This is a genomic window from Chitinophaga sp. YR573, assembly GCF_900110995.1.
Classification (GTDB): domain Bacteria; phylum Bacteroidota; class Bacteroidia; order Chitinophagales; family Chitinophagaceae; genus Chitinophaga.
Genome location: NZ_FOJF01000002.1, coordinates 1,256,570 through 1,282,067 on the forward strand (window position 1 = coordinate 1,256,570; position 25,498 = coordinate 1,282,067).

The 25,498-nt window shown below is 41.9% G+C and carries 21 protein-coding genes; 10 read left to right on the top strand and 11 right to left on the bottom strand.

Annotated features, from left to right (window positions below):
* The first annotated feature begins 18 nt into the window (after positions 1–18).
* Positions 19–3,276 carry a SusC/RagA family TonB-linked outer membrane protein gene (locus tag BMW86_RS24950; RefSeq protein WP_089785110.1) on the top strand — a complete coding sequence of 1,086 codons (3,258 nt, stop codon included), beginning with the start codon at positions 19–21 and terminating at the stop codon, positions 3,274–3,276.
* Positions 3,277–3,296: 20 nt separating this feature from the next.
* Positions 3,297–5,051, top strand: a complete 1,755-nt coding sequence (locus BMW86_RS24955) for a RagB/SusD family nutrient uptake outer membrane protein (protein WP_089785112.1) — start codon at positions 3,297–3,299, stop codon at positions 5,049–5,051.
* Between the two features lie 21 nt (positions 5,052–5,072).
* On the opposite strand, the gene BMW86_RS24960 is transcribed toward BMW86_RS24955, so the two are convergent.
* The gene (locus tag BMW86_RS24960) at positions 5,073–6,023 is read right to left on the bottom strand and encodes a helix-turn-helix domain-containing protein (protein WP_089785114.1); all 951 of its coding nucleotides are present in this window, start codon (positions 6,021–6,023) and stop codon (positions 5,073–5,075) included.
* Between the two features lie 9 nt (positions 6,024–6,032).
* Positions 6,033–7,412: an MATE family efflux transporter gene (locus tag BMW86_RS24965; protein WP_089785116.1), complete on the bottom strand. Its 1,380-nt coding sequence runs from the start codon at positions 7,410–7,412 to the stop codon at positions 6,033–6,035.
* Between the two features lie 156 nt (positions 7,413–7,568).
* Between BMW86_RS24965 and BMW86_RS32895 the strand changes: the two genes are divergently transcribed.
* On the top strand, positions 7,569–9,236 hold the full coding sequence (locus tag BMW86_RS32895) for a hypothetical protein (RefSeq protein ID WP_089785118.1): 1,668 nt from the start codon (positions 7,569–7,571) through the stop codon (positions 9,234–9,236).
* Positions 9,237–9,244: 8 nt separating this feature from the next.
* Here BMW86_RS32895 and BMW86_RS24975 read toward each other — a convergent pair whose 3' ends face one another.
* The 4 genes from BMW86_RS24975 to BMW86_RS24990 form a co-directional block, all read right to left on the bottom strand.
* Positions 9,245–10,141 carry a helix-turn-helix domain-containing protein gene (locus tag BMW86_RS24975; protein WP_089785120.1) on the bottom strand — a complete coding sequence of 299 codons (897 nt, stop codon included), beginning with the start codon at positions 10,139–10,141 and terminating at the stop codon, positions 9,245–9,247.
* 135 nt (positions 10,142–10,276) lie between these two features.
* Positions 10,277–11,041, bottom strand: a complete 765-nt coding sequence (locus BMW86_RS24980) for an SDR family NAD(P)-dependent oxidoreductase (protein WP_089785122.1) — start codon at positions 11,039–11,041, stop codon at positions 10,277–10,279.
* Positions 11,042–11,136: 95 nt separating this feature from the next.
* Positions 11,137–11,646, bottom strand: a complete 510-nt coding sequence (locus tag BMW86_RS24985) for a methylated-DNA--[protein]-cysteine S-methyltransferase (RefSeq protein WP_089785124.1) — start codon at positions 11,644–11,646, stop codon at positions 11,137–11,139.
* A gap of 23 nt (positions 11,647–11,669) precedes the next feature.
* A complete protein-coding gene (locus BMW86_RS24990) occupies positions 11,670–13,013 on the bottom strand; it encodes an SMI1/KNR4 family protein (protein ID WP_089785126.1) in 1,344 nt (447 codons plus the stop codon).
* Positions 13,014–13,104: 91 nt separating this feature from the next.
* Here BMW86_RS24990 and BMW86_RS24995 point away from each other — a divergent pair, with 91 nt between their 5' ends.
* The 3 genes from BMW86_RS24995 to BMW86_RS25005 all read left to right on the top strand — a co-directional run bounded on the left by BMW86_RS24995 (position 13,105) and on the right by BMW86_RS25005 (position 15,783).
* On the top strand, positions 13,105–13,974 hold the full coding sequence (locus BMW86_RS24995) for a helix-turn-helix domain-containing protein (protein WP_089785128.1): 870 nt from the start codon (positions 13,105–13,107) through the stop codon (positions 13,972–13,974).
* Between the two features lie 226 nt (positions 13,975–14,200).
* Entirely contained in the window at positions 14,201–15,241 is a 1,041-nt protein-coding gene (locus tag BMW86_RS25000) for a baeRF3 domain-containing protein (protein WP_089785130.1), read from the top strand.
* A 77-nt stretch (positions 15,242–15,318) separates the two neighbouring features.
* Complete coding sequence (locus BMW86_RS25005; RefSeq protein WP_089785132.1) at positions 15,319–15,783, top strand: pyridoxamine 5'-phosphate oxidase family protein; 465 nt, start codon at positions 15,319–15,321, stop codon at positions 15,781–15,783.
* Positions 15,784–15,830: 47 nt separating this feature from the next.
* On the opposite strand, the gene BMW86_RS25010 is transcribed toward BMW86_RS25005, so the two are convergent.
* Positions 15,831–16,037 (bottom strand): YgaP family membrane protein, encoded by a 207-nt coding sequence (locus BMW86_RS25010; protein ID WP_089785818.1) that lies wholly within the window; start codon positions 16,035–16,037, stop codon positions 15,831–15,833.
* A 156-nt stretch (positions 16,038–16,193) separates the two neighbouring features.
* Between BMW86_RS25010 and BMW86_RS25015 the strand changes: the two genes are divergently transcribed.
* The 3 genes from BMW86_RS25015 to BMW86_RS25025 all read left to right on the top strand — a co-directional run bounded on the left by BMW86_RS25015 (position 16,194) and on the right by BMW86_RS25025 (position 18,829).
* Positions 16,194–16,676, top strand: coding sequence for a hypothetical protein (locus tag BMW86_RS25015; protein ID WP_089785134.1), 483 nt, complete (start codon positions 16,194–16,196; stop codon positions 16,674–16,676).
* Between the two features lie 29 nt (positions 16,677–16,705).
* Positions 16,706–17,542 (top strand): universal stress protein, encoded by an 837-nt coding sequence (locus tag BMW86_RS25020; protein ID WP_089785136.1) that lies wholly within the window; start codon positions 16,706–16,708, stop codon positions 17,540–17,542.
* 228 nt (positions 17,543–17,770) lie between these two features.
* On the top strand, positions 17,771–18,829 hold the full coding sequence (locus BMW86_RS25025) for a response regulator (RefSeq protein ID WP_089785138.1): 1,059 nt from the start codon (positions 17,771–17,773) through the stop codon (positions 18,827–18,829).
* Here the strand turns inward: BMW86_RS25025 and BMW86_RS25030 are convergent.
* The 3 genes from BMW86_RS25030 to BMW86_RS25040 form a co-directional block, all read right to left on the bottom strand.
* Complete coding sequence (locus BMW86_RS25030) at positions 18,826–21,273, bottom strand: cation-translocating P-type ATPase (protein ID WP_089785140.1); 2,448 nt, start codon at positions 21,271–21,273, stop codon at positions 18,826–18,828. The genes BMW86_RS25025 and BMW86_RS25030 overlap by 4 nt on opposite strands.
* An 8-nt stretch (positions 21,274–21,281) precedes the next feature.
* Positions 21,282–22,118 (bottom strand): universal stress protein, encoded by an 837-nt coding sequence (locus BMW86_RS25035; protein ID WP_089785144.1) that lies wholly within the window; start codon positions 22,116–22,118, stop codon positions 21,282–21,284.
* Between the two features lie 134 nt (positions 22,119–22,252).
* Entirely contained in the window at positions 22,253–23,206 is a 954-nt protein-coding gene (locus tag BMW86_RS25040) for a 1-phosphofructokinase family hexose kinase (protein WP_089785146.1), read from the bottom strand.
* 199 nt (positions 23,207–23,405) lie between these two features.
* Between BMW86_RS25040 and BMW86_RS25045 the strand changes: the two genes are divergently transcribed.
* A complete protein-coding gene (locus BMW86_RS25045; protein ID WP_089785148.1) occupies positions 23,406–24,641 on the top strand; it encodes a PAS domain-containing sensor histidine kinase in 1,236 nt (411 codons plus the stop codon).
* A 32-nt stretch (positions 24,642–24,673) separates the two neighbouring features.
* On the opposite strand, the gene BMW86_RS25050 is transcribed toward BMW86_RS25045, so the two are convergent.
* Positions 24,674–25,498: a universal stress protein gene (locus BMW86_RS25050; protein ID WP_089785151.1), complete on the bottom strand. Its 825-nt coding sequence runs from the start codon at positions 25,496–25,498 to the stop codon at positions 24,674–24,676.

Sequence of the window (25,498 nt, forward strand, 5' to 3'; positions counted from 1 at the left end):
CAATAAAAATTAATCAAAATGGGACAAGCAAGAACGCTGTTCAAGGGTATTTTATGCCTGTTGTTTATCATGTTCATGAGAGAGAGTACGATAGCACAGAACGTTGTATCAGACGTTCATGGTACAGTACTTACTGCAAAAGGAGAATCACTGCCAAGCGTAGCTGTACAGGCAGTAGAAAAGGGGAGCGGACAAAAATTCAATACGCTCACAGACCCTAACGGAGACTTTATATTTCATAATTTACAGGTAGGCAAACAATATGATTTTCATTTTTCTATCATGGGATATGAAAAGAATGATTACCTCGGATATACCGTGGATAACAAGGGTAAGAACTTACTCATGGTACGCCTTACGGAAAAAAGCATCGGACTGAATGATGTGGTAGTAGTAGGCTACGGTACCCAGAAAAAAGTAAACCTCACTGGAGCTGTTAACCAGGTAGATGCAAAACAATTTGCAGACAAACCTGTAGCTAACGTGGCCCAGGCTTTGCAGGGCGCTGTTCCCAACCTGAACATCACCTTTGGTGATGGTCACCCTGGTAGCACCGGTAATTTCAACATCCGTGGATATGCATCTGTCTCTAACAGCAACGGTTCTCCGCTGATTTTAATAGATGGTGTTCCGGGTAATATAGACATGCTCAATCCCCAGGATATCGAAACCCTCACCGTATTAAAAGATGCTGCTTCCGCAGCTATCTATGGTGCCAGAGGTGCTTTCGGTGTCATCCTCGTTACTACCAAACAGGCGAAGAACGGTAAACTGAGCATCAACTACGGTACCAGCTACAGCTCACAACGCATGACCAGCCGCACCGACTTCATCACAGACGGTTACACCCAGGTGAACCTGGCCGATATCGCTTTCTCCCGCAACGTGGGAAACTCCTATACCGGCTACAACGCTGATGATATGGCGGAATTAAAAAAACGCCAGACTGATAAATCCCTGCCTTCCGTAGTCATCCAGAACCGTAATGGTCAGAATCAGTACGTATACTATGGTAGCACCGACTGGTGGCACTTTCTGTTCAAAAAAAGTCAACCTGGTCTGGAACACCATTTCAGCATGACCGGCGGTAACGACAAAGTAGATTTCTTAATGTCCGGCCGTTACTATCAGCAGAAAGGCATGTTCCAGGAATACCTGCGTCAGGACGTATACAACGCCTATAATTTCAGGGCCAAAATAAACGTACACGTTACTTCCTGGTTAACTGCCTACACAAACACACAATTCGGTGCCAATGATTATACATGGCCTGGCTACAACCAGAACATGACAGGTATCTATAACCACGCCATGGCTTCTTATGTACCTAAAAACCCTGACGGTACCTTTACCTTCAGAACAAACCTGAACAACTACGGTGCTTACGAATATGCCGATTTACAAAACCGTAAATCGCATGGTGGTAATAAGAATTACAACCTAACAGAGACAGTTGGTTTCAACGCCAACATCGCTAAAGGTTTATCCCTCACGGGTAACTACGCTTTCCAGTTGGATCCCTACAGCGATTATCAGCGTACCGCTTTTATTCCCTGGTCTATCAATCCCGGTATTATCAATAAAACCGGTAATGATAAGCTGACTGAAAACACACACCTCGATCAGCATCATTCTGTAAACCTCTATGCTACCTATGAGAAAAGCTTAGGTAAACATAACCTGAAAGCAGTGGCCGGTTACAACATGGAATTACAGAAATACAAACTCAATACCATCGGTCGCCAGAACCTTTTATCTGATGATCTAAACGAAATAGACCTTGCTACAGGCGCACAAACAACCGGTGGTAGTTCTTCAGAATGGGCATTACTCGGTTATTTCGCCCGTGTGAACTACGACTACGAAGGGAAATACCTCCTGGAACTGAACGGCCGTTACGACGGTAGCTCTCGCTTCCCGGCTAATCAGCGCTTCGGTTTCTTCCCTTCCATATCCGGCGGATGGCGCATCAGTGAAGAAGCATTTTTCAGTCCTGTTAAAAACACAGTAAACGAATTAAAACTGAGAGCTTCTTACGGTTCCCTGGGTAACCAGGACGTAGGCAACAGCAACCTCTATCCATATGTACCGGTAATGAAAAGCTCACTCAGTAAATGGGTAGCCAGCGGTAACCAGGTGCAGACCTTATCCGCTCCTGATCCTATCACACCGCATTTCACCTGGGAAAAGTCGGCCTCTACCAATATGGGTATTGATGCTGCTTTCCTGAAGAACCGTTTACAGATCAGCTACGACCAATACCGTCGCAAAACCACCAACATGCTGATCCCCGGTAAAACATTACCTTCTGTATTCGGCGCCAAATCTCCTTTACAGAATGCAGGAGACCTGCTGACCAAAGGTTTTGAACTCTCCGTAAAATGGCAGGATAAAGGCGAACTGGCGGGTAAACCATTCTCCTACAGCATAGGTGCCGTATTATCTGATTATACCGCTAAGATCACCAAATTCGATAACCCCGAAAACCTGCTGAGTAATCACTATGTAGGTGAACAATTAGGTGAGATCTGGGGATACAGTATAGATGGATTCTTCAAATCAGCAGCAGAAGCACAGACCTGGGCTATCAACCAGGATTATATCGACAGAGACCAGCGCGTAACCTCTCCCGGTGAATGGAACAAACTCCATGCAGGTGACCTGAAGTTCATAGACCTGAATGGAGATAAAGTGATCAACGATGGTAAAAATACCCTGGCTGATCATGGAGATAAACGTCGTATAGGTAACTCATTACCCCGTTATTCTTTTGGCTTCAATGCCGGTTTCAACTGGAGTAACTTCGATGTAAGTGTATTCTTCCAGGGCATCGGAAAACAGAACTGGTACCCGAACACAGAGTCTTCCAAATTCTGGGGGCCATACGCCAGACCATATACCTCTTTCTTACCTAAAGATTTCGAAAGCAAGATCTGGAGCGAAAGCAATCCTAATGCTTACTTCCCGCTGCTGAGAGGCTATGCTGCATACTCCGGTGGCGAACTGGCAGACAACAATGATAAATACCTGCAGAACCTGGCCTACGTCCGTTTAAAGAATTTAACAATAGGGTATAACCTGCCGGTATCGTTAACAAAGAGATTTAAGATGCAGAAACTGCGTGTATACTTTACCGGTCAGAACCTGCTCACCTTCACAAAAATGAAAACAAAATACATCGATCCTGAACAGGTGAGTCCAAGTGCAAATGATGCAGGTGGAAGGGATTATCCTTTCTTCAAGCAATACTCTGGTGGGTTTGATATTACTTTCTAATTTTAAAAGCTCTTAATAAGATGAAAAGGATTCTTTTTCTCATCAATATAATTTTATTATCAGGTTGCTCGAAATTTCTCGACAGGCAGCCGCTTTCACAGATCTCTCCGGATAATGGATTTAATTCAGAGAGTGAGTTACAATTGTATGTACACTCTTTTTATGATAACATGTTACCGAACCCGGATGGTGAGGAAAAAGCTTTCACCAGCCTGTATGGGGAAACATCCAACAATATTGTATTAACAGGTCTTTCCCCCCAGTTAACAGGCAACCGTAGCGTACCTGTATCCGGTGGGGGATGGGACTGGACCAGCCTGCGTAACGTCAATTACTTCATACAGAACTACAACCGTGGCGGACTGGATACCAGCATCACCTACAAATACGTAGCAATAGCAAAGTTCTTCCGTGCTTACTTCTATGCAAACATGGTGGCACATTTCGGAGATGTCCCTTTCTACAACAAAGCCATCGAAACAAACGATACTGCCAGTCTGAATAAACCCAGAGACTCCCGTACCCTGGTAATGGATTCCGTGCTGAATGACCTCGATTTTGCCATCGCGCACCTCGGAACAGGCAAAGACGTGGCTGAAGTGACAAAGTGGACGGCATTGGCCTTAAAATCGCGTGTATGCCTGTTCGAAGGCACCTTCAGGAAGTATCATACTGAATTCTCTTTACCTGATGCGAACAGCTTCCTGCAAAAATCCGCAGATGCTGCACAGGCCATCATGAATGCCGGCGTATACACCATCTACAAAAGTTCTCCTGAAATCGCTTATGGCAACCTGTTCTCTTCTTTAACAGTCATCCCTGAAGAAGTAATATTAGCCAGACAATACAGCGCTGCTTTACAGATCTACCATAATGTAAACTACTACACCACAGCGCCTTCTTTCGGTAAGCCTGGTCTGGAAAAAAGCCTGGTGAACAGTTACCTGATGAAAGACGGTTCCCGCTTCACGGATCTCCCTGGTTACGCTACCATGCAATTTTATCAGGAAACACAAAACCGTGATCCCCGTTTATCCCAGACTATCCGTACACCCGGTTACAAACGTATAGACGGTAATGTTACCTTACCACCTTCTTACGGAGGAACCGTTACCGGCTACCAGCTGACTAAATTCGTAACATCCGCAGCCAATGATGCATTGGCACACTCTTACAATCCATTACCTATTATCCGTTATGCGGAAGTGCTGCTGAACTATGCAGAAGCAAAGGCCGAACTGGGAACAATCACCCAATCAGACCTCGACCTTTCCATCAAACTGCTGCGCGACAGAGTCGCTATGCCAGCCATGAACATGGCCGCTGCGAACGCAACACCTGATCCTTACCTGGCTAACCAATACACCCACGTATCCGGCACCAACCAGGGTATCATCTTGGAAATCCGCCGTGAACGCCGCATAGAGCTGGTGATGGAAGGGTTCATCTGGAATGACATCATGCGCTGGAAAGAAGGTCACCTGTTAGCTGTTCAATACAAAGGCGCTTATTTTCCCGGAGAAGGTAACTACGACCTGGATGGAGATGGTGCTACAGACCTGGTGATTTACTCCGGTACACAACCTGCTACACCTAATGTACAGTTCTTAAAACTCGGAACGGATGTGGTATTGGAAAATGGCGCCAGTGGTGGCAACATCATTATAAACGGTACTATTCCTAAAACATTCAACGAAGAAAGAGATTACTTATTCCCTTTACCCACAACTGATTTGTTGTTAAACCCAAGATTGACGCAAAACTATAAATGGTAAGGTTGTCAATGAATGATCCCGCTACTGTTTAGTAGCGGGATTTGCCTGTTTCCGGTACAACACCGGTGTAAGGTCTGTATGTTTCTTAAAGTAATTACTAAAATGTGTAGATTCTGTAAATCCTAACTGGTAAGAAATCTCTTTAATAGGAACAGAAGTATTTTGCAGGAGAGACTTCGCCTCTGCGATCGTTTTGTCTATAATCCAGGTACCAATAGGTTTTCCCGTTTTACTCTTAATTACGTTACTGAGATAATTGGCCTGTAAACTCTGTGCATCTGCATAATCCTGTACCCTGAAAGGCTTATCTGCTTTTCCGCTCATCAAATCTCTGTAATGTTGTTCCAGTGTTCGTTTAAAATTCTTCACGATTTGTGAGCTGCGGTTACCTTCATAAATAGGATTATAATCTTCCCAGAAATATTCTTTTATCTTCAGTAAGATAACAACGAACAGGTTGCCTATCATCCTGTTCTTATAAGGAGAATTAGAAAAATATTCTTTTAATATCTGTTGATAGAGTTGTTCAAATTCCGAGAATATTTCAGGTTTTAATGTCTTGGGATGTACTGTTTCTGCCAGTAAGAAAGAAAATTCCTGGAAGATATCAGGATGTACATTCTCTTTAAGGAAAGATTCACTGAGCGTAACTAAATACACCTCTTCCAGCGTATGCCATTCGAAAGATTTATAATGCCCCGGATTGGTAAAATAGATAGTACCCGGTTCCGTAGGAAAGGTATGTGCATCTGTTGTATATTTCCCGCTACCATTTTTCACAAATACAAAGGAATAAAAATTGGCTCTGTAAGTGAGGGAAATGTAGGGGAGTTCATCATGAATATCTTTCAGGTTATGAATGGTGAACTGGGTATTAGCGTCAATTTTATCTGTAGGTAAACCGAAATGCACGTACTGGTCCATCAGGCTGTTAAAGGCCAGTATTTTCTCTTCTTTCTTTACTTTGCTCATATAGAAATATTAAACCTTTATCGTTTTCCACTTCCCTTTCTTAAAGAAGTACCAGGCGAGCAGCGCGATACAGGTTTCTGCAACCGGGATGGCGATAAAAGCGCCTGTAGCTTTCAAATTTAATCCTTTTGACAGAAAATAGGCTAATGGTATCTGGAATGCCCAGAAGCAGATCAGGTTAATGACGGTAGGGGTTCTGGTATCACCTGCACCATTCAACGCCTGTGTCATCACCATGCTTAGTCCGTAAAAGATATAAGCAGATCCGATGATCTGCAGCGACAGGGTACCAAACCCTATTACGTCTTCATCATGTGTAAAGAAGCTGATAATAGGAGTGGCAAAGAATAAGAACAAAACCATTACAAAGCCGGTAAAGATGGCGCTATATTTTGCGGTAAGCATCACACTTTGTTCTGCGCGTTCTATTTGTTTAGCGCCGAGGTTTTGTCCTACCAGCGTAGCGGCGGCATTACTGAGGCCCCAGGCTGGCAGCATAAAGAACACGAAATTCCTCACGGCTATCTGGTAACCGGCAGAAGCGGAGGTACCACCTGTCTCTGCTACCAGTCTTGCCAGGATGATCCAGCTGCCGCTGGCAATCAGAAACTGCAGGGTGGCGGGCCATCCTATTTTGATAATCGATGGAATGATCTCAGGATCTACCTTAAAATGTTCTCTTTTAAATTTCAGTATTCTATTCCCGTTAAACAGGTGAAAACATTGATAAATCACGCCGCAGCTTCTCCCTATCACCGTAGCGATAGCAGCTCCTTTTAACCCATAGAAATGAATGAATATCGGGCACAATATAATATTGGTAATACTTGCTACCCACAGACTTTTCATTGCCATGGCAGCATCTCCTGCACCACGGAAAATCCCGTTGATCAGAAACAGTAGTATAATACTGATGCTCCCACAGAACAGGATCCTGGTGAAAATGGCCCCTTCTTTTACCACTTCCGCACTGGCGCCCATAAACGCCAGTATATCCGCGGCAAACACGGCGCCTGTCACACTTAAAAGCACGGTAATGCCCAAAGACACCAGCAGCGACTGAGCACCTGCATGTGCGGCATCTTCCGGATTCTTTTCGCCTATCCTTCTGGCCACAATGGCCGTCGAAGCAGTACTCAATCCTATCGCAATAGAATAAACCAGCGTAATCACGGATTCTGTCAATCCTACGGTAGCAATGGCATTCTGTCCCAGTTTACTTACAAAGAACATATCCACCAGTGCAAACACACTCTCTAAACTCAGCTCCAGTATCATTGGTATCGCCAGGAGGAACACTGCCCTGGGAATACTTCCCTGCGTATAGTCCTGTTGTTCCCCATTCAGCGATAATTTGACAATGCTATATATCTTTTTAATTATGCTCATATTACAAACTTACACATTTTAAAAAATCTCCCAACGGTGCATATTAGCCAAACTAGGGGGGCGATTACGACATACTATTGCAGATCTTCGAAAAATAGATAAATATTCCCATAAGTATACTTATATTGATACTCCAATCATTGTCATTGAATACCTATGGATCAATCCCGTGAAAATACCCGGTCAACACCTGCCTCAAGAGCCGCCGCAGCAAATACTTCTGCCGGAGGTATATCTCATCCCGCAGTAACGCCGTTTCAATTCAATAAAGAAGAGGAAATGCCTGTACAGGGGCAGTTTGCTTCATCGCAACCGCCAATACAGCTTTACACGAAAAAGGTATTAGAGGATCAAAGTAAGGCGGTGAAGGCCGCTACAGGTTCCGGACCAGCGATTTTAGCGGCAAATAAAACAGCCCAGGAAGCATTAGCCGGGGATTCTGATAAGGCGAATAAAAAGTTAACGCCTTATTTCACCAGCATGGGAGTGGAGTCTGAATTTGCACAACAGGATATACCTGCTAAAGGTAAAGGGAAACCAGTTGTGAACGCACTTACTAAAGCGCATGTGATAGTAGCCAAACAAGCAGGATATGCACTATATCCCCATTTAGATTTTCTTCTGGAAACAGATGCCGGAGCCGCTTTGGAATTTGTAACACCAGCCTTGCTGGCTCCGATAAGAAAAGTAGATGCTAAAGAAGAAGTTGATGATGAAGATGAAAACGCAGGAATATTAGAAGAGAACGCCCAGATAGAAGAAGATAATCAGAAAGCAGAAGATAATGTTATACCAGACCCCGGCTGGGAAAAAAGCGTCAGGAAAGGGATAGAATTCTCACTTCGGGATATTTCCTCTGCCAGTGAAAAAACACTTAAAACTATTATAGAAGAGATTAACGCAGCATTTTCTTTAACATTACCGATACCGGGATCGCCGCTTGATGCAATAAAATATGGTAACATTGATAAATCCGGCCCGGGTAGTCATACGAATGTGCAGTTGAATTACATCACCACGCTACAGCAGTTTATGGATATTAACCGGGGAACTGCAGAGGTTAAAACAGGGGATTCGGGTACAGAAGAAATATATCAGTTAGCGATGGGTTATGCTCCTGCTGAATATGGCGCTGACAATGCAGAAATTCCTGCTCAGGATAATCCTTATGTATATGCGTTATGTCAGAAATTAAGGGAAATTCCATCCATGCTGGTAGATGAAACATTTAGTATCCTGTTGCATAATGATGAAAATCCTGGAGCTGATATAGAGCAGGGAAACGGAAAAAAGGCGAACAAAGCACTCGTAAAGGCAGCCGCTGATGTACCATCAGACCGCGATGACCTTGCCAATGCTGCCAGTCATATTAAAGATGGGGCTACGCTTTGGTTAAAGGCTTCTTTCGACCAGATAATAGCCGGTGTTCCTGCAGATAAATATGAAGCGGTTTATGATATTATGTCGGGGCTGGAGAATGAGAAAGAAAACATAAGTGCTATTCTGAATAAGAGTAAGCAGGTAGAGGCATTGAAGAAGTTTCACACCGAAGAGATTATTAACAAATTCATAGATGATCAACTTGACAAGCTGGGTGCACTAAAGGCAGCACATGAACAGCATCTCGTGAAATCAGATATTAAGAAGAAACCTGCCGAACAAAAAACGCTTTCTGCTGAAAGAAGGAATATCATTGGTGGCCGGCCGGATACATATGCTCCAACAGACACGAACATACATGATGAATCTTTGTTTTTAGTGGAAACGAGAAAAACGACTTCTTATCTGGGTCTTACAAAGGAGGATGCTTATAAAAAGAAATAACTCCTTTTTTATGAACGAAATCCTATCGGTGTAAGTGAAGTATGCTTCTTAAAGAAATTAGAAAAATGTGCGAGATCATCATACCCTAATATAAAAGATATCTCAGAAATACTCCAGTCAGTTTGCTTAAGTAAAATCTTCGCTTCCTGTATCACTCTCTTACTGATAATATCAGTAGTAGTCTGACCAGTAGTTTCTTTTAATACTTTATTCAGATGATTAACATGCACGGCTAATCTGTCTGCATAATCTTTAGGCGTACGAAGCTCTAACCGCTGTTGTGATGCTTCAATAGGGAACTGCCGTTCGAGCAACTCAATAAATAAAGAAGAGATTCTTTCAGACGCATTCTGCACAGAGCCAAGAGCAGATATCGGTTGCAACTTCTGTCCGTAATGAATCAGTTCCAGCACAAGGTTCCGCAGCAGATCATATTTATACAGGTAATCACCCGCCAGTTCTTTATGCATCTTCCTGAAAATCAGTTCCAGTTCATTGGCTTCTTCTTTCGAAAGCTGAAACACCGGCAATTCTCCGGGCCGGAATATGGGTAAATCATCCAGTATATTTTTAGACAGAAAATCCGGCGTAAATATGCAAAAGAAACCTTGCTGGTCAATATTCTGAGGTACCCAGCGATAAGGGATTTTAGGCGTTGCAAAAAGTAAAGCGTTTTCTTCAATATTAATCACTTTATCTGCATATTCCGCCCTATTTTTCCCACGTATCAGGCTGATTTTATAATAAGCTTTCCGGGCGTAAGGCATGATACGTGTGCCGGTTGTTTTATCATATAGCTTTTCTGTTTCAAAGACATTGAAATGTCCGATCTCCCGGTTAATTCCTTCCGGAAGACAGGCAGCTGCCCTCTGATAGAAATTTTCTATGGAAGTATTGCTGATCATATCATTTAAAATTCAAAGGTAAGTATTTAATGGCCATACAAACAAAACGGGGTAGTGCCTCAATTTGAATGTTATGACAGTGTAGATTGAGGCACTACCTAAAACGGGGCACAGACTATGAGCCCCGTTCTGAAATTACAATTGCATACCACCAGAGATCTCAATACGCTGTCCATTGACCCAACGCGCATCTTCTGTACATAAGAAAGCAACCACACCGCCAATATCTTCTGCCACACCTGGTCTGCCCAACGCAGTTACATTGCTTATAAACTGTTGCAGCTGTTCATCATTTCTAAGATGTCCTCCACCAAAATCTGTCATGATGGCTCCGGGGGCTATGATATTTGCCCTTATACTGCGCGCACCCAATTCTTTGGCCAGGTAACGTGTGAATATCTCTATTGCTCCTTTCATAGATGCATACACTGAGGAACCCGGTACTGAGATACGGGTGAGACCGGATGATACATTAATAATGCCGCCGCCATCATTCATTAGCAACAACAATTTTTGCGTTAAAAAGTAAACACCTTTAAAATGGATGTTCAGCAGTTCATCAAACATATCTTCGCTAACATCAGCAATGGGAGTATATCCACCAATACCTGCGTTATTAACAAGATAATCGAAATAGGTTGTATCAAATGTCTTGTGCAAAACATCCTGCAGCTGTGTAACAAAAGAACCAAAGCTTTTTAGATCACCGGTATTGAGTTTGAGTGTTGCAGCTTTTTGCCCGGTCTGCTGTATCTGGGCTACTACAGCCTGTGCATCCTGCACCTGGTTATTGTATGTGAGGATGACATCAATTCCTTTTTCTGCAAGTCGTAAAGCCATGTCTTTACCCAACCCGCGACTACCACCTGTAACGAGCGCTATTTTGTTTTTCTGTTCCATCTTGTATTGTTTTATACTGCAAAGATGGTTAACATATAAACCCGCTGTTTGAACATATCAATCCGTTATTTGCGAAATTCAATCATAAACAGAAATCACCCCCAGGGTATCTTTATCTGTATTTCCTTGCTTTTTACGCCTTCCAGAGACAACAGGCAGGCTTTGGCCTCCAATCCCCCTGCAAAGCCCGTAAGGGCTCCGGAAGCCCCAATAACACGATGACAGGGGACAATGATAGAAATAGGGTTCCTGCCATTGGCAGCACCTACCGCCCTTACCGCTTTGGGGTTCCCCAGCTGATTAGCAATCTGGGTATAACTACGGGTTTCGCCATAAGGTATAGTTAACAGGGCACCCCATACTTCTTTCTGAAAATCTGTCCCTATCGGGTCCAGTTCCAGAGAAAATGTATTCCGTTTTCCTTCAAAATACTCATTCAGTTGCCGCTGTGCTTCCAACAGCACAGGATGATCATTACTCTCCACCTCCGCTTTAGCACGTACCCTATGCGGATCATCATTTTCCCAAAGAATAGCCGCAAGTCCCTTGTCGCTACCGATGAGTGTTAATCTCCCTACAGGAGATGCCATATATTTATATACCATGAGTAATTAAAAATACGACACTGTCACTGAATCTCCCAATCCTTTACTCTTACAGTCACCCCATGTTCCTTGTCCCAGCTGCAATTAACATGGAAATGAAACGCATTATCACTATCAATAGAAATATTGCAATTCTTACCTAGTTGCTGCCATACTTCCTGCGGAGTAGCTAATAGTGGTTTATCCTCATCAGGCATCTCTAAATAATCATTGAAAATATACGCTTCCAGCACCGGCTTAAAATCTGCTTTACCAAGCACTTCTTTCACAAATGCAATAAGCGAAGCGCTCAGTGCATCTTCCTCACCATCAACATTCAATTCAGCCGCCAGTTCACTCCAGGCCGGCGTCACTTTCCCCTTTAACTCCCATTTATAAGTATCATCAAATGTAAACGTACCAAGTCCTTTTATCTTCACATCATCTATAGCAGACCGGTAACGTCGTACGATAGACCATACCACATCATGATACAATAAAAACTCTTCCTTTAAACGACTTTGATCTCCAACAATACTATCCACCGTAACAAGATAATAATTGTGTTTCTCCCATTTGAAATAAGATCCGCTATCAAATAATACAGGCGTACTGATTTTAATCTCCCGTCTTGGCAAAGCCGCACTGGGATCAGCCCATTTCTCAAACGCAGCAGCCCGTGTTGCAAATTGCTGCTCATTTTCCACCCGTGTGCCATTAGACAGGTATTGAAACACTACATTACGGGCACCATCCAAAATAAATGGTTGTGTAAAAAAGAGCAGAATCAACTGATCAGCCTCCGCAGCAGTAGTAGGTAAAACACCTGGTATATACTGCTTCGTCAAATGAAGAAACAATGCCTGGTTGTTAGCTGCTGCTATTGGTTTTAACTTGTCAGTTGTACTGATCAATGCCAAAAATAAGGTAAAGTTATTCGCTATTTTTACCGACGGAGTAAGTTCCCTGTTATTCGAAAGAATCGCCCATACAGATCCATATTCCTCTTTATTAAGACTCACTAACAATTGATAACTGACAGAAGGATTGATCTCTCCACTTGCTTTTCCAAATGGGAAATAAAGGGATTTATCATGAGGTAATAAGGTATTTTCCTGCAGGTATTGTTTATAGCGATTTATTGCAAAGGTCTGATGCTCTGCTGCCTCAAACTGTAAATGATAGATATAGGCCTCATTGGGAATCAGTATAGACCGGTGATCAGAAGCGATCTTTCTCCAGCCAACATGTAAAAGATACCATTTGAAATCTTCCGGGAAGGGTTTACCAACCAGCAACTCACAATCAGCAATCACTTCATTTGTATATTGATAAGGAGAGGATGGTTCTTTTTCGTAGGGGATACCCGCGACGGCAGATTCAATCATAAGGTCTTATATTAAAAACTTCGCAATGTATATAAAACCGGGGAGAAAAAATAGACCAACGCGCATTATTTGAATTTCATAACTTTATTGTATGAATAAAGCCGAAAGTGCGCAGGATTTCTTTGGCAGCAAATACCCGGATCTGAAAATGGCAGATCAATTTACCGTATTTGAAAGAAAGGAGTTTGCCCGCAAGACAGTAGCTTACAACAGAAGGGATTTTTATAAGATTTCTTTAACATTAGGTACGGGCCGTTTACATTATGCAGATAAAGGCGTTGAAATAGACCGCCCTGCCCTGATATTCTCCAATCCAATGATCCCTTACGCCTGGGAAGCCATTTCAGAAGAACAGGAAGGCTTTTTCTGCCTGTTCACCGAAGGCTTCCTGAAAGCTCAGGATCTGGCACTAAAAGATTCCCCGCTTTTTAAGATAGGCGCCAACCCCGTATTCTTCGTCAATCCCGCCCAGCAGGAATACATCAGCACTATCTTTCAGAACATGCGCCGGGAGTTCAATTCAGACTACATTCACCGCCACGACTTACTACGCAACCACGTCCACCTCTTACTGCACGAAGCCATGAAAATGCAGCCGGTGGAAAACTATTTCAAACACCAGAATGCGGCTGCACGTATCACCTCTATGTTCTTCAAATTACTGGAACGCCAGTTCCCCATTGATTCCCCGCAGTACGCCTTAAAATTAAGGACGGCCAATGACTATGCAGAACACCTGTCCGTACACGTCAACCACCTGAACCGTGCCATTAAAGAAGTCACCGGTAAAACCACTACAGTGCTCATCTCAGAACGTATCCTGAGTGAAGCAAAAGCTCTGCTGCAACACACAGACTGGAGCATCAATGAGATCGCCTGGAGCCTCGGCTATGAATACCCTACCTATTTCAATAATTTCTTCAAGAAACAAACAGGCGTTACCCCCAGTTCCCTGAGATGATTGTTTGAATTTATTAGTTGTTTGCCTTCCGGGAAATTGAGTTTGATCATACAGGGTAATGTCGCCATGTTTCCTTATGGTCGAAGATAATTTGTAGCATTTTTGTTTAATGAAATAATGCCATTGACTTTCAATTGATTGTGATCAAGATCATCGGGCGTGTTAACCATTATCATTGTTTTGCCTGAGACGCAATGCTACTTTTGGAAGTATAAAAGTACCCGTTATGTCCCTTTCAGAACTATTTCGCGCACAGGAAAAAGGAAGGACCTGTATTTCTATCATTATCCCCTTTGAGGATAAACTATCTGTGAAAATACAGGTTGGAAAAACTATCGAGAAAGTAGAATGTCTGTTGCAGGGAATCTATTCTGAAGATGAAATACAAAAAATTTTAATAGCACTGGATAAATTACAATACCCCATGTATCAACAGGGGATAGGAATTTACCTTACAGAAAGGTTTGTTAAGCTGGCCAGATTTCCTTTTATGGTCAACGAGAAAATTCATATCGGAGACTCTTTCTGGATAAAGGAATTAATCCGTCTGGATTATTATAATGTAGGTTATTATGTATTGCAGGTTTCAGAAAACGTAATCAATTTATACGAAGGGAAGCTTAATAAGTTAGAGAAAGTAGAAGATAAAAGATTCCCTTATTTATTGGAACAATATTCTCCTGTATATGCCGGAAACATACAGATAAAAAATGTAGCTAACCCCCTGTTAAAGAATTACGTGCTGGGAGCAGATAATAAATTATCCCATTACCTGGGAGAAAAATTACTTGTTTTATCCGGGCCGGAGAAACACCTTATACAGTTTCATGAAATAACAAATCATTGGACGCATATAGTAGGTAACGTTACAGGAAACTATATGAATGAACAACTGTCTGTACTGGAAGAAAATGTATGGCCATTAATGAGAGACTGGCTGGACAATCATAAGGAAGTGCTGGCAAATGAATGGCTGGCAAAGAAATCACTCAACAAAATATCTGATATCCGGGAAATATGGCGGGCGGCTGTGGCTGGAAAAGGAATTATACTACTGGTCGAAAAAGATTATTCATTACCAGCTTATCAGGAACGGGCAGATGGAGGCATTCATATAAAACCGCCACACACAACATACCGCATTATTTCCGATGTAGTGAATGAAATTATGAGGATAGTATTGGAAGAGGGTGGAGAAGTGATTATTCTGGAGAATGGATCACTGGATAAACATCATCAGATGGTATTGTTGACAGAAGGAATATGAACAATGGATAGGGGGTATTTTTTCACGGGCAACAGGCAGGAATTTCCTGTCTGTTGCTTCAAATTAAACAACTTAATATGTTAGGTTCATTAACACAACAGCAAATAGACGATCTGTTATTCCGGAATGTGACAGGACGTATCGGTTACCATGATGGGAACAGAATATGTATAGTGCCTGTTAGTTATGCATATAATGGTAAACACGTGATCGTACATTCACAGGAAGGAACGAAAATCACAATGATGAGGAAGAACCCTGATGTTTGTTTTGAGGTGGATGAGCTGACAGATATGAGTAACTGGTCCAGTGTTATAGCCTGGGGTTCTTATGAAGAGATCACGGGCGAAAGAGAAAGATACTATGCAATGAAATTCCTTGTGAGCAGACTAATGCATCTTGCGGTAAGTGAAACAGCCAGGATTCCTCATATGGAAGGCCATGATAGCGCTGAAATTTATAAACCGGAAGTAATACGAAGCATAGTATATCGCGTCAATATCGAAGAAAAAATGGGTAGATTCGAGAAAACAATATTATAGTGTCTCGGGAATTAGGAAAAATAAGGCTTGCCACTTGGCAGGCCTTATTAATGTGCGTGCCTGCGGGTTTTAATCCCAAATAAAGTATATAACGGACAACTACCAACGATACCGGTAATTAAGAATATAAAGGCAATAATCATAAGTACTGTACTTAATGAGCCTGTTATAATCTTTGTATAATATAAATATCCAACTGCTAACGCCAGTAATATGCGAATTACCCGGTCTGCTTTACCCATATTTAGTTTCATGGTAATTTTTTTGATGATAGGATAAAGGTAAATGCATAATTGCCGGGAAATATTGACACCAGTCAGGTCTGTAAATGATCTGAATCTCCCCATTGTTATTAAAGGTCATTTATCCGGTAGAAAAGGGCATGTAAATTTGTTTCAAATCTTACTACTATGAGAGGTAACATTTTTTCTCAGCCTTACATCATCTCTAATCTGATCAGTATACTGATCCTGATTATTGTTCTTGCCAAACCCATATTCGGCAGAATGCTGTTATCACTTATTTTTATGGCAGCAGCGATTATTAATACGGTTATAGCAATTACTAATCCTGATGTTTATAAGATATATGAAAGTCTTGCAGCACTGCCTGTATACGAAGATTTTATCCGGGGGCCTTTCAGCCTTCATATCGCAGCTTATATTATAATCATAGCAGTTGGTCAGCTGATGATAGGATTGGGGCTTGCTATGAAAGGGATGTACGAGAGCATTGCTCTCATAGGAGCCATCATATTCCTGCTGGCAATAGCTCCGCTGGGGGCAGGATCTTCTTTCCCTTGTACTGTGATACTTGCACTGGCCTGTGGAATCCTGTTAAGAGAAGAAAAAAGACAATCCTGGTTTTCATTGTTATTAAAGCTTAATTATTAATACCCTTCCCTTTTTAAAAAAAAACAATTATGAAAAAGATCTTAGTTATACTTAATGGTGGAAATACACACAATACAATTTCCTTTGCCTGTTATATGGCTGGTTTTACGGAGGCCAGGCTGACCGCTATCTTTCCACATGCTATACCATATGGAAAAGAACCAGCGCAGAAACAGGTATATGGATATGCTTATGTAGAATCTATTGTGGAATCTGACCTGTCTGTAAACGAATCCTATGTCAAAGAAGTACAGAAACAACAGCAGCTTTTCTCTGAAACATGTGAAAACAGAGGCATTCCCTATCATGTGTTCAAAGGAAATGAGGTTAGAACAGAAGAACTGATCGCTGAATGCCGGTTTGCAGATATGATCATATTAGACACAGCAGCAGATATGAGGCACCATCAGAAAGAAGAACGGGATAAACTCACCAGGTCATTGCTGGCTAATGCGGAATGCCCGGTTATAATTGCACCGGCTGTTCATGAACCTATCGACGAAATTATTCTTTGTTATGATGGTTCAGCTTCTGCCGTATTTGCTATGAAACAACTGACTTACCTGCTGTCCGGACTTGAAAATACCAAAATAACAGCATTACAGGTGAGTGATGACAATGAATGGAAAAAGACAAGAAATAACAGACTAAGAGAATGGATGACTGATAATTATAAGTATGTGGATATCGAAATAGTAAAGGCTACAGCTGAAAAGGAGCTATTTAATATCCTGTTAAAGAAAAGCAATACCTTAGTGGTAATGGGAGCCTATGGAAGGGGAACGTTATCCCGGTTTTTCCATCAGAGTATGGCAGAACAATTGTTGGACTTATCTCCATTGCCTGTATTTATCACACATTATTAGTTTTTATATTTATTTTATATTAAAGTGCAAGATTTCTTGCACTTTTTTTATTATTAAAAACAATTGATTATGCTAATAAGTTGTGTATTTAAATATACCGTATGTTGTTATGTTATAATTTCTAATAAATTTGGTGAAAAATATCGCAAAACGGTAAATTTGTACCTGTAATTTATTGTTAATGACTCCGAATTACTAAAAGACACTTAATACCTAAATCTTCTTTATATGCCCACTATTTTACTCATAGAAGATAATAAAGATATCCGTGAGAATACAGCTGAAATTCTGGAAATGGCGAATTATAAAGTCCTGACAGCACCCGATGGTAAAATCGGTGTACAACTGGCAGAAGAAGAACATCCTGATCTTATTGTTTGTGATATTACAATGCCGGTATTGGATGGCTATGGCGTTATTCACCTGTTACATAAGAAAGAACATCTCAGTAACATCCCGTTTATTTTTTTAACGGCAAAGGCAGAACGGGCAGATATGAGAAAAGGAATGGACGTGGGGGCGGATGATTACATTACAAAACCATTTGATGCAACCGATTTGCTAAATGCCATTGAATGCAGGCTAAAGAAATCTGCCTTATTAAAGAAAGATGCATCAGCAGGCATTGATGGTATGCAGGTACTGTTATCTGCCACATCCGGAAAGGAAGCCCTCCATACATTAAAAGAAGAACGTAATGTTAATTATTATAAAAAGAAACAATCTGTATACACGGAAGGTAATCACCCGAGTTGTCTTTATTTTATCGTAAAAGGTAAAGTAAAAACTTATCGTCGTAATAATGATGGAAAAGAACTGATCACTGCAATATATAAAGAAGGGGATTTTATAGGATATATTCCTTTACTGGAAAATAGTGTTTATAAAGAGAATGCAGATGCAATAGAAGAAACAGAACTGGCTATCATTCCACGCAAGGATTTTGAAGAGTTAACCCATAGTAATGTGCAGGTTTTACAGAAATTTGTACAACTCCTTGCCAGCAATGTTGTAGAAAAGGAAGTACAACTCCTGAATATTGCTTATAGTTCATTACGGAAGAAAGTAGCCGATGCGCTCATGTTTATCACCAGAAAATATAACCAGGCAAACAACGAAAAATTCAGTATCGATATTAGTCGTGATAACCTGGCAGCCATTGCAGGTGTCGCAAAAGAATCCCTCATCCGTACATTGGGCGACTTCAGAGATGAAAAATTAATAGCTATTAAAGATGGAGAGATCTTCATTACAGATAGTAAAAGGATAGCGGGTATGCTAAACTAACCGGCTACGGGCAGATTGGTTTTATATACTTCGAACCATGCCACAGTTACAAATCCAGTTACAAGACAAAGAAAGAATAGAGAAGGAGAAATCTCCGCTAATCCGAATAATGCACGGATAGCTGGTACGAACAGTATGATCGCTATAAATACCAGTGACGCAGCAATGATCACTGGGGCCAACGGGTTATGGTACTTCATCGTTTTTGTAAAATTCTCAGTAAAGGACCGGTTTGTAAATGTGAGAAAAATATTACTGAAAAGAAGCGAGGTGAATACAAGGGTACGTGTCTCTTCCAGCGAATAATACTTCATAAACATATTGTATAAAGTAAGCACTCCGGCTGCAATGATCAACCCTTGTACAATACTGATAATCATTTCATTTGAATTAAACAGACTTCTGCTTGTTTTTCTTGGAGGCAGCCGCATCAGGTTATATTCTACAGGTTCTTTTTCATAGAAAAGAGAACAGGTGGGACCCATAATGAGTTCCAGGAAAATAATATGAATAGGAGAGAAGATATTGGGATATTTCCAGCCAAGCAATGGGGGAAGAGTAGCCGTTAGTATAATAGGGATATGAATGGAAATGATATAACGGATGGCCTTTTTAAGATTGTTATAGATCTTTCTGCCCTGCATAATTGACTCAGGTATTTTCTCCAGATTGTCATCTATAATTACCAGATCTGATGCCAGCCTTGCTATTTCAGTACCTTTCTTACCCATCGCAATACCTATATCTGCTGCTTTCAACGCTAATCCGTCATTTACGCCGTCTCCGGTCATGGCCACCGTATCCCCGTTATTTTTCAGTGCTTCTATTACCCGCAGCTTTGCCTCCGGGAACATGCGTGCAAATATCGAAATATCCCCGATTGTTTTATAAAGTACATCATCTGTCATTTCCATTATTTCCTGGCCGGTAGTATATTGGCGATAATTATTAAACCCTGTTTTTTCAGCAATATTTATCGCCGTTTCAGGATAATCCCCGGTTATCAGTTTCACCTCAATCCCAGCCGCATACAATTGTCTGATGGTGTCGGCGGCATTAGTTTTCGGCGGGTCATACAGACTAAGTAATCCTTCAAAATGCCAGTTAAAGTTATCCTGGTTTTCCGGAAAAGGACCTTCATGTATGGCACTGGCTACACCAAGTACCCGGTAGCCCTTGGTCGCCATTGCTTGAATATGTATATGTATCTTTTCAACCGTTGCCGTATCCAGCTTACAAACCCTCATAATTCGCTCTGGTGCACCTTTAGCGGTAACCATGAAACCAGTGTCAGCTGCATATACATGTGTCATCATGGGCGGCCTGCCTTCCAGCGGATACTCATGGACCATTGCCGGTAATGTATTTCCACTGGCATCCTGAGAGTTGAATGCCTCAAGGATCGCCTTTTCCATACTGTCGAACGGATGTTTCTCACTGGCCAGTGCCGCATAATATAAAACAGGGCCTTTATCAGTCAACTCTCCGCTGTGATGATCATAAATCATCACTACTTTCATCCTGTTTTCAGTAATGGTACCCGTTTTATCCAGGCAAAGTGTACTTACCCCACCCAGGTTTTCAATTGTTTGTGGTTGCCGTGAAATGATGCCTTTGCCTGCCATATAATAAGCCCCCAATGCCATAAAAGAAGAAAAGGCTACCGGGATCTCTTCCGGTATAGCAGCCATTGCAAGTGTTAATCCCAGTAGTATACTACCGGTGATATCCTGGGTTTTTATAAAGTTAAGTCCGCAAATAATGACAAAGGCAGTGATACCGAATATAGATAGTCTGGTAACAGTATGCCCCATCTGCATTTGTAAATGGGTCTTGGGCATTTCATTCGTACTAATGGCTTTGCCCAGCATCCCAAGAGCTGTGCTGTTGCCGGTAGCCGTTACCCTGCTGACACATTTACCGGTATTGATCAGCGTTCCCTGGTACAAAAGCCCTGTATCCTTAGCAACAGGCATGGCCTCTCCGGTCATGATGGATTCATTTATGGTAAGGTCATTAGCGGTAATGATCTCCGCATCTGCAGGAATCAGGTCCCCTTCTGCCAGCAACAATATATCTCCGGGTACCAGGTCTTCTGTGTTAACTATTTCTTCCCTGGCATTCCGTATCACTATTGCCTTGGGTGTGGTATATACCTTCAGTGCTTCCAGCGCACGGCTGCTTTTTGCTTCCTGGTATACAGAGATAGCAGATACCAGCAACATGGCAGAAAGCATAGTAACACCCTCCGCGATATCCCCCAGTATGAAATAAATAAAACATGCAGCTACCAGTAGCAGAAACATTGGCTCGCGTACTACACCAAGAATGATAAGAGGAATTTTCCTCGTATGCTTTTCCCGAAAAATATTCTTGCCATAACGTTCCTGGAGTTTCAGGACCTGTTCGGGGCCTAAACCTGCTGCTACTTTGTTGATGATCATTATTTCTGTTATTGATGAGCAATAAACACTGGCTGACTGGTAGTCCTGAGTACCGGATCAGCATGGCTCGGATGCAGGAAATTAGAGAGCTTATTCCTGCCGTATGCTCCCATTACTATAAATGCCTTTGAACGCTGTAATACAAGCTCCAGTAAGCCTATTTTTACATTTCCCGGAGATGAAACGAACTCAATATTCTTATAATGCATATGCAGCCATTCTTTTAGTTTATAACGATCTTCCGGGTCAGGGATCGTTTCTTCCTCGTTGATACTAACTACAACCGTACGTTGTTCGTTCAGCTGAGGGAGCAGATAAGTGAACTGCTTAATCGCAAAGATGGATGAAGGATGTCCGTCAAGAGTGAATACCAGTTGTTCTATGCCTTCAAAGGCAACTGGTAAAATGATAACAGGGCATTCCGCATCAGCCAGCACCGACTTTACAAAACTTGTTGGGATCGCTTCCTGTTCAGGTAGAAAAGATGTTTCCCCGTCTAAAAGAAGCAGATCTGCATAACGGCTTTCTCTGATAATTTCCTGTAAAGGATTTCCGCGGTCCCGATGCACGGTACAACCAATCCCTCTTCTTTCACAGGCTTCCTGAAATTGCTCAATATTATCTTTACAGCAATGTTCTTTAACCATACTGATATCATCAGTTATGCTGGTGCCACACATCGCCGCAGATTGCGTGATCATATCTGCAGAGCGGAGCTCATTTTCCTGGTTTTCCAGGAATATACCTGTTAGTTTAGACTTGGAGAGATTACAAAGAAATGCGGCGAAATCGAGCATCTTTGTATTTAACTTTATCGCATCAGTTACAAAAAGTATCTTTTCCATAATAGGGGATTTTATGTTAACAAAAATATACTGTGAACTGCGTTATTCCGATGAGTTGGGTCACTGATAGTAATGATCTGTATCAATGAAAAACCGGCAAAGATGATTCTCCTCAAATCTTGTGCTGATTTTTATCACCAGGTACTCATTGTTACTGCCGCATTATTGAGGACCAGTTGGTACAGCTTGTCAACATCTTCTTTCCGGCAAAGTGCAGTGCCGGGATTTAAAGTGGCTGCCGTTCCGCAGGCAACCCCATATCTGGTGGCTGAAAGGAAACCTGCACCATTGGCTAACTTCAACACCATACCGGCAAGCATACTGTCGCCAGCCCCGACCGTACTTATACTTTTCACCACGGGAGCGGGTACCAATACCTGTTCATCTGAGGTAACAAGGAGTGCTCCTGATGCACCAAGTGATACTACAACTGCTGTGCTTTGCCGCCTTCTTATAATCGAACGTGCTGCTGCCGCAATTTCATCTTCCATTAAATTATCACAACCTGTTAAAGCGGTTAATTCTGCCAGATTCGGTTTCAGCAGATATACGCCCCCTTTCAACGCTTGCTTTATAGCGTCACCGGATGAGTCAACTACTAATTTGGCGTCCTGCTGTTTTGCTATTGCTGCGATCTCTCCCATAACAGATGAGGGCATACCAGGAGGGAGACTGCCACTTACTATGATAAATGTATCAGGGGTACACTTTTTTAACAAGTCCAGACAGGGTTTCCATTCGGCTTCAGTAACCTCCGGACCAGGCATTCCGAAGCGGTATTGTTGGTTGGTTGACGTATCCCTTACCACCAGATTTTCCCGGGTATGCTCTTTTATCGGAATGTTAATGGAAAGAATACCCTCTTTCTCTATAAGTTGAGAAAGGTACTTTCCGGTATATCCTCCTGAGAGATAAATCGCGGTAGCCTGTCCGCCCAGTTTTTTAATAGCTCTTGCCACATTAATGCCTCCACCTCCAGGTTCAAATACAGGGGTGGTACAGGCTAATTTTCTCTCAGGCAAAAGTGACCGGATAGTAGTGCTTTTGTCGATAGCGGGATTGAATGTGATGGTGATAATCTGGTTCATAACTGTGGTATTTTGTAAACAGTACAAAGATGTATCAGTTCGTTAAACAGATCAATGATCCTGGTCATTGACAGAACGTATAAATATTAGCATGTACAATGATGGCAGTTCAGAAAATGCTATATTTATAAATAACATATAGATTTTTAGTATGTTTTGATCATAATGCCGGCTGGGTCTTAAATACTAAATACTAATTATGAAAGATTTTGAAGCTTCAAAAGAAATCGGTTTTGATGCATTATTTAATGGAGCATCAATTGGTATAATTATCACTGACGAGGAAAGCAGGATCCTGCAGGCAAATTCTTTCCTCCTGAACCTGTTTGATTATTCTGCAGAAGAGATTATTGGCAAACATGTGGAATTACTGATGCCATCGAGATTCAGGGAAAAACATGTGCATCACCGTACAGATTTCCAGCACCATCCGCGTAGCCGTGTAATGGGAGCGGGGCTCAACCTTTTTGGTACCCGCAGTGATGGGACAGAATTTCCGGTGGAAGTGAGCCTGGGCCCCTATACCTCAGGAGACAGACATTATGTAATCGCTTTTGTCAGCGATATTTCTAACCGCAAAGCAGCAGAAGATAATCTGAAGAAATTGAATGCTGAGTTGGAAGAAAAAGTAGAAGAACGAACCTCCTCCCTCAATCAGATTGTATTGCAGCTTGAAGAACAAATGCGTGAAATAGAAGAAAAGGATCAGGAATTGCTCATCGCATTGGATAAAGAAAAGCAACTGAATGAACTAAAATCCAGGTTTGTTACCCTGGCTTCTCATGAATTCCGCACACCTCTTAGCGCTATTCTTTCCTCTACTTTTCTGATTTCAAAATATGCCCAAAGTGGCGATCTGCAACAACAGGAAAAGCATTTGAAAAAAATAAGTGCATCTGTAAATCTTCTCACGGATATCCTGAACGATTTTCTGTCTGTAGGAAAAATTGAGGAAGGAAGGGTAGAAGTGAGGTATGTTGTTTTTGATATCTGCAAATATCTGAGCAATATTATTGAGGAGATGAATAACCTGGTAAAGCATAAACAGATAGTCACATATATGCATGAAGGTGAGGCGGAAATAGAACTGGATCCATCCCTGTTAAGACATATTATTACTAATCTGATATCCAATGCCATCAAATTCTCACCGGAAGAAAGCAGCATCCTTATCAGTACAAAATATGAAAACGGGTTGCTGACATTGAAAGTAAAAGATCATGGAATGGGTATCCCCGCCGAAGATCAACCTCAACTGTTTGAACGGTTCTTCCGGGCCGCAAATGTTTCTTATATCCAGGGCACAGGACTGGGATTACATATCATTGGGAAATATGTGGAACTGATGGCCGGTACTATTACAGTCGAAAGCGAACTGGGAAAAGGCACCACATTCATTATTGAATTTTCCGGCCAAAACAGGAGGGCTGACTGAAAAAAGCTTAGCCAGCCCCTACCTGGAAAAAATTAACAGTGCGCAATAAATACAGGTACACTATGATTTGCCATTACATTGGTGATAAAACTCTGACGGAAGATCTGTGATAACCCAGACCTGCCATAGGCCCCGGAAACCAGGATGGGGTTTTCAATATCACTCAGCCAGGTATTCAGATATTTTTTAGGATCTGCATCCATCTCATGAAAACTGATATTACTGAAATGATTGGCCGCAAGTTCCCTGATGAGTTTTTCCTGCGGAATACCTTCCCCTGGTGTATGTTCTGCATAGAGAAGGATTGTTTTTTTATGGCATAATTGGGGGAATAAAGCGGCAAAACTCTTTATAGCATATACAGATGATTTACTGCCATCATAAGCCAGTACAACGCTTTCCGGGAATACTACATTTTCGGGGGTAACAATAACAGGGCATTCAGTATCATGTAATGCATCCTTCAGGTATTCATTGGGCGTTTCCTGTCCAAGGTTTTCGTAAAATCTCTCACTGCCAATGATCATCAGATCAGCAAAGCGGCTTTCCTTTTTTAATTCCTGTAGTGCAGACGAAGAGTTATCCAGATGAACACGGAATTCTATTCCATTTTTCAGACATTGATCTTCAAATTTATCTATACTTTCTTGTGTAAGTTCCGGATCCCTGTTCTCTACTATTGGAATAAGGTACGCAGCGCTGCCAATATAAGCATAACTCTGGGCGCCTGTAAAATCTGCAGGTGGAAGAAATACACCAGTCAGCAGGATGGGCTCATATGCATTCATATTCCTGGCAAATGCAAAAGCCGTTTCTGAAAAGTGATTGCCATCGAAGGATAATAATATCTTTTTCAT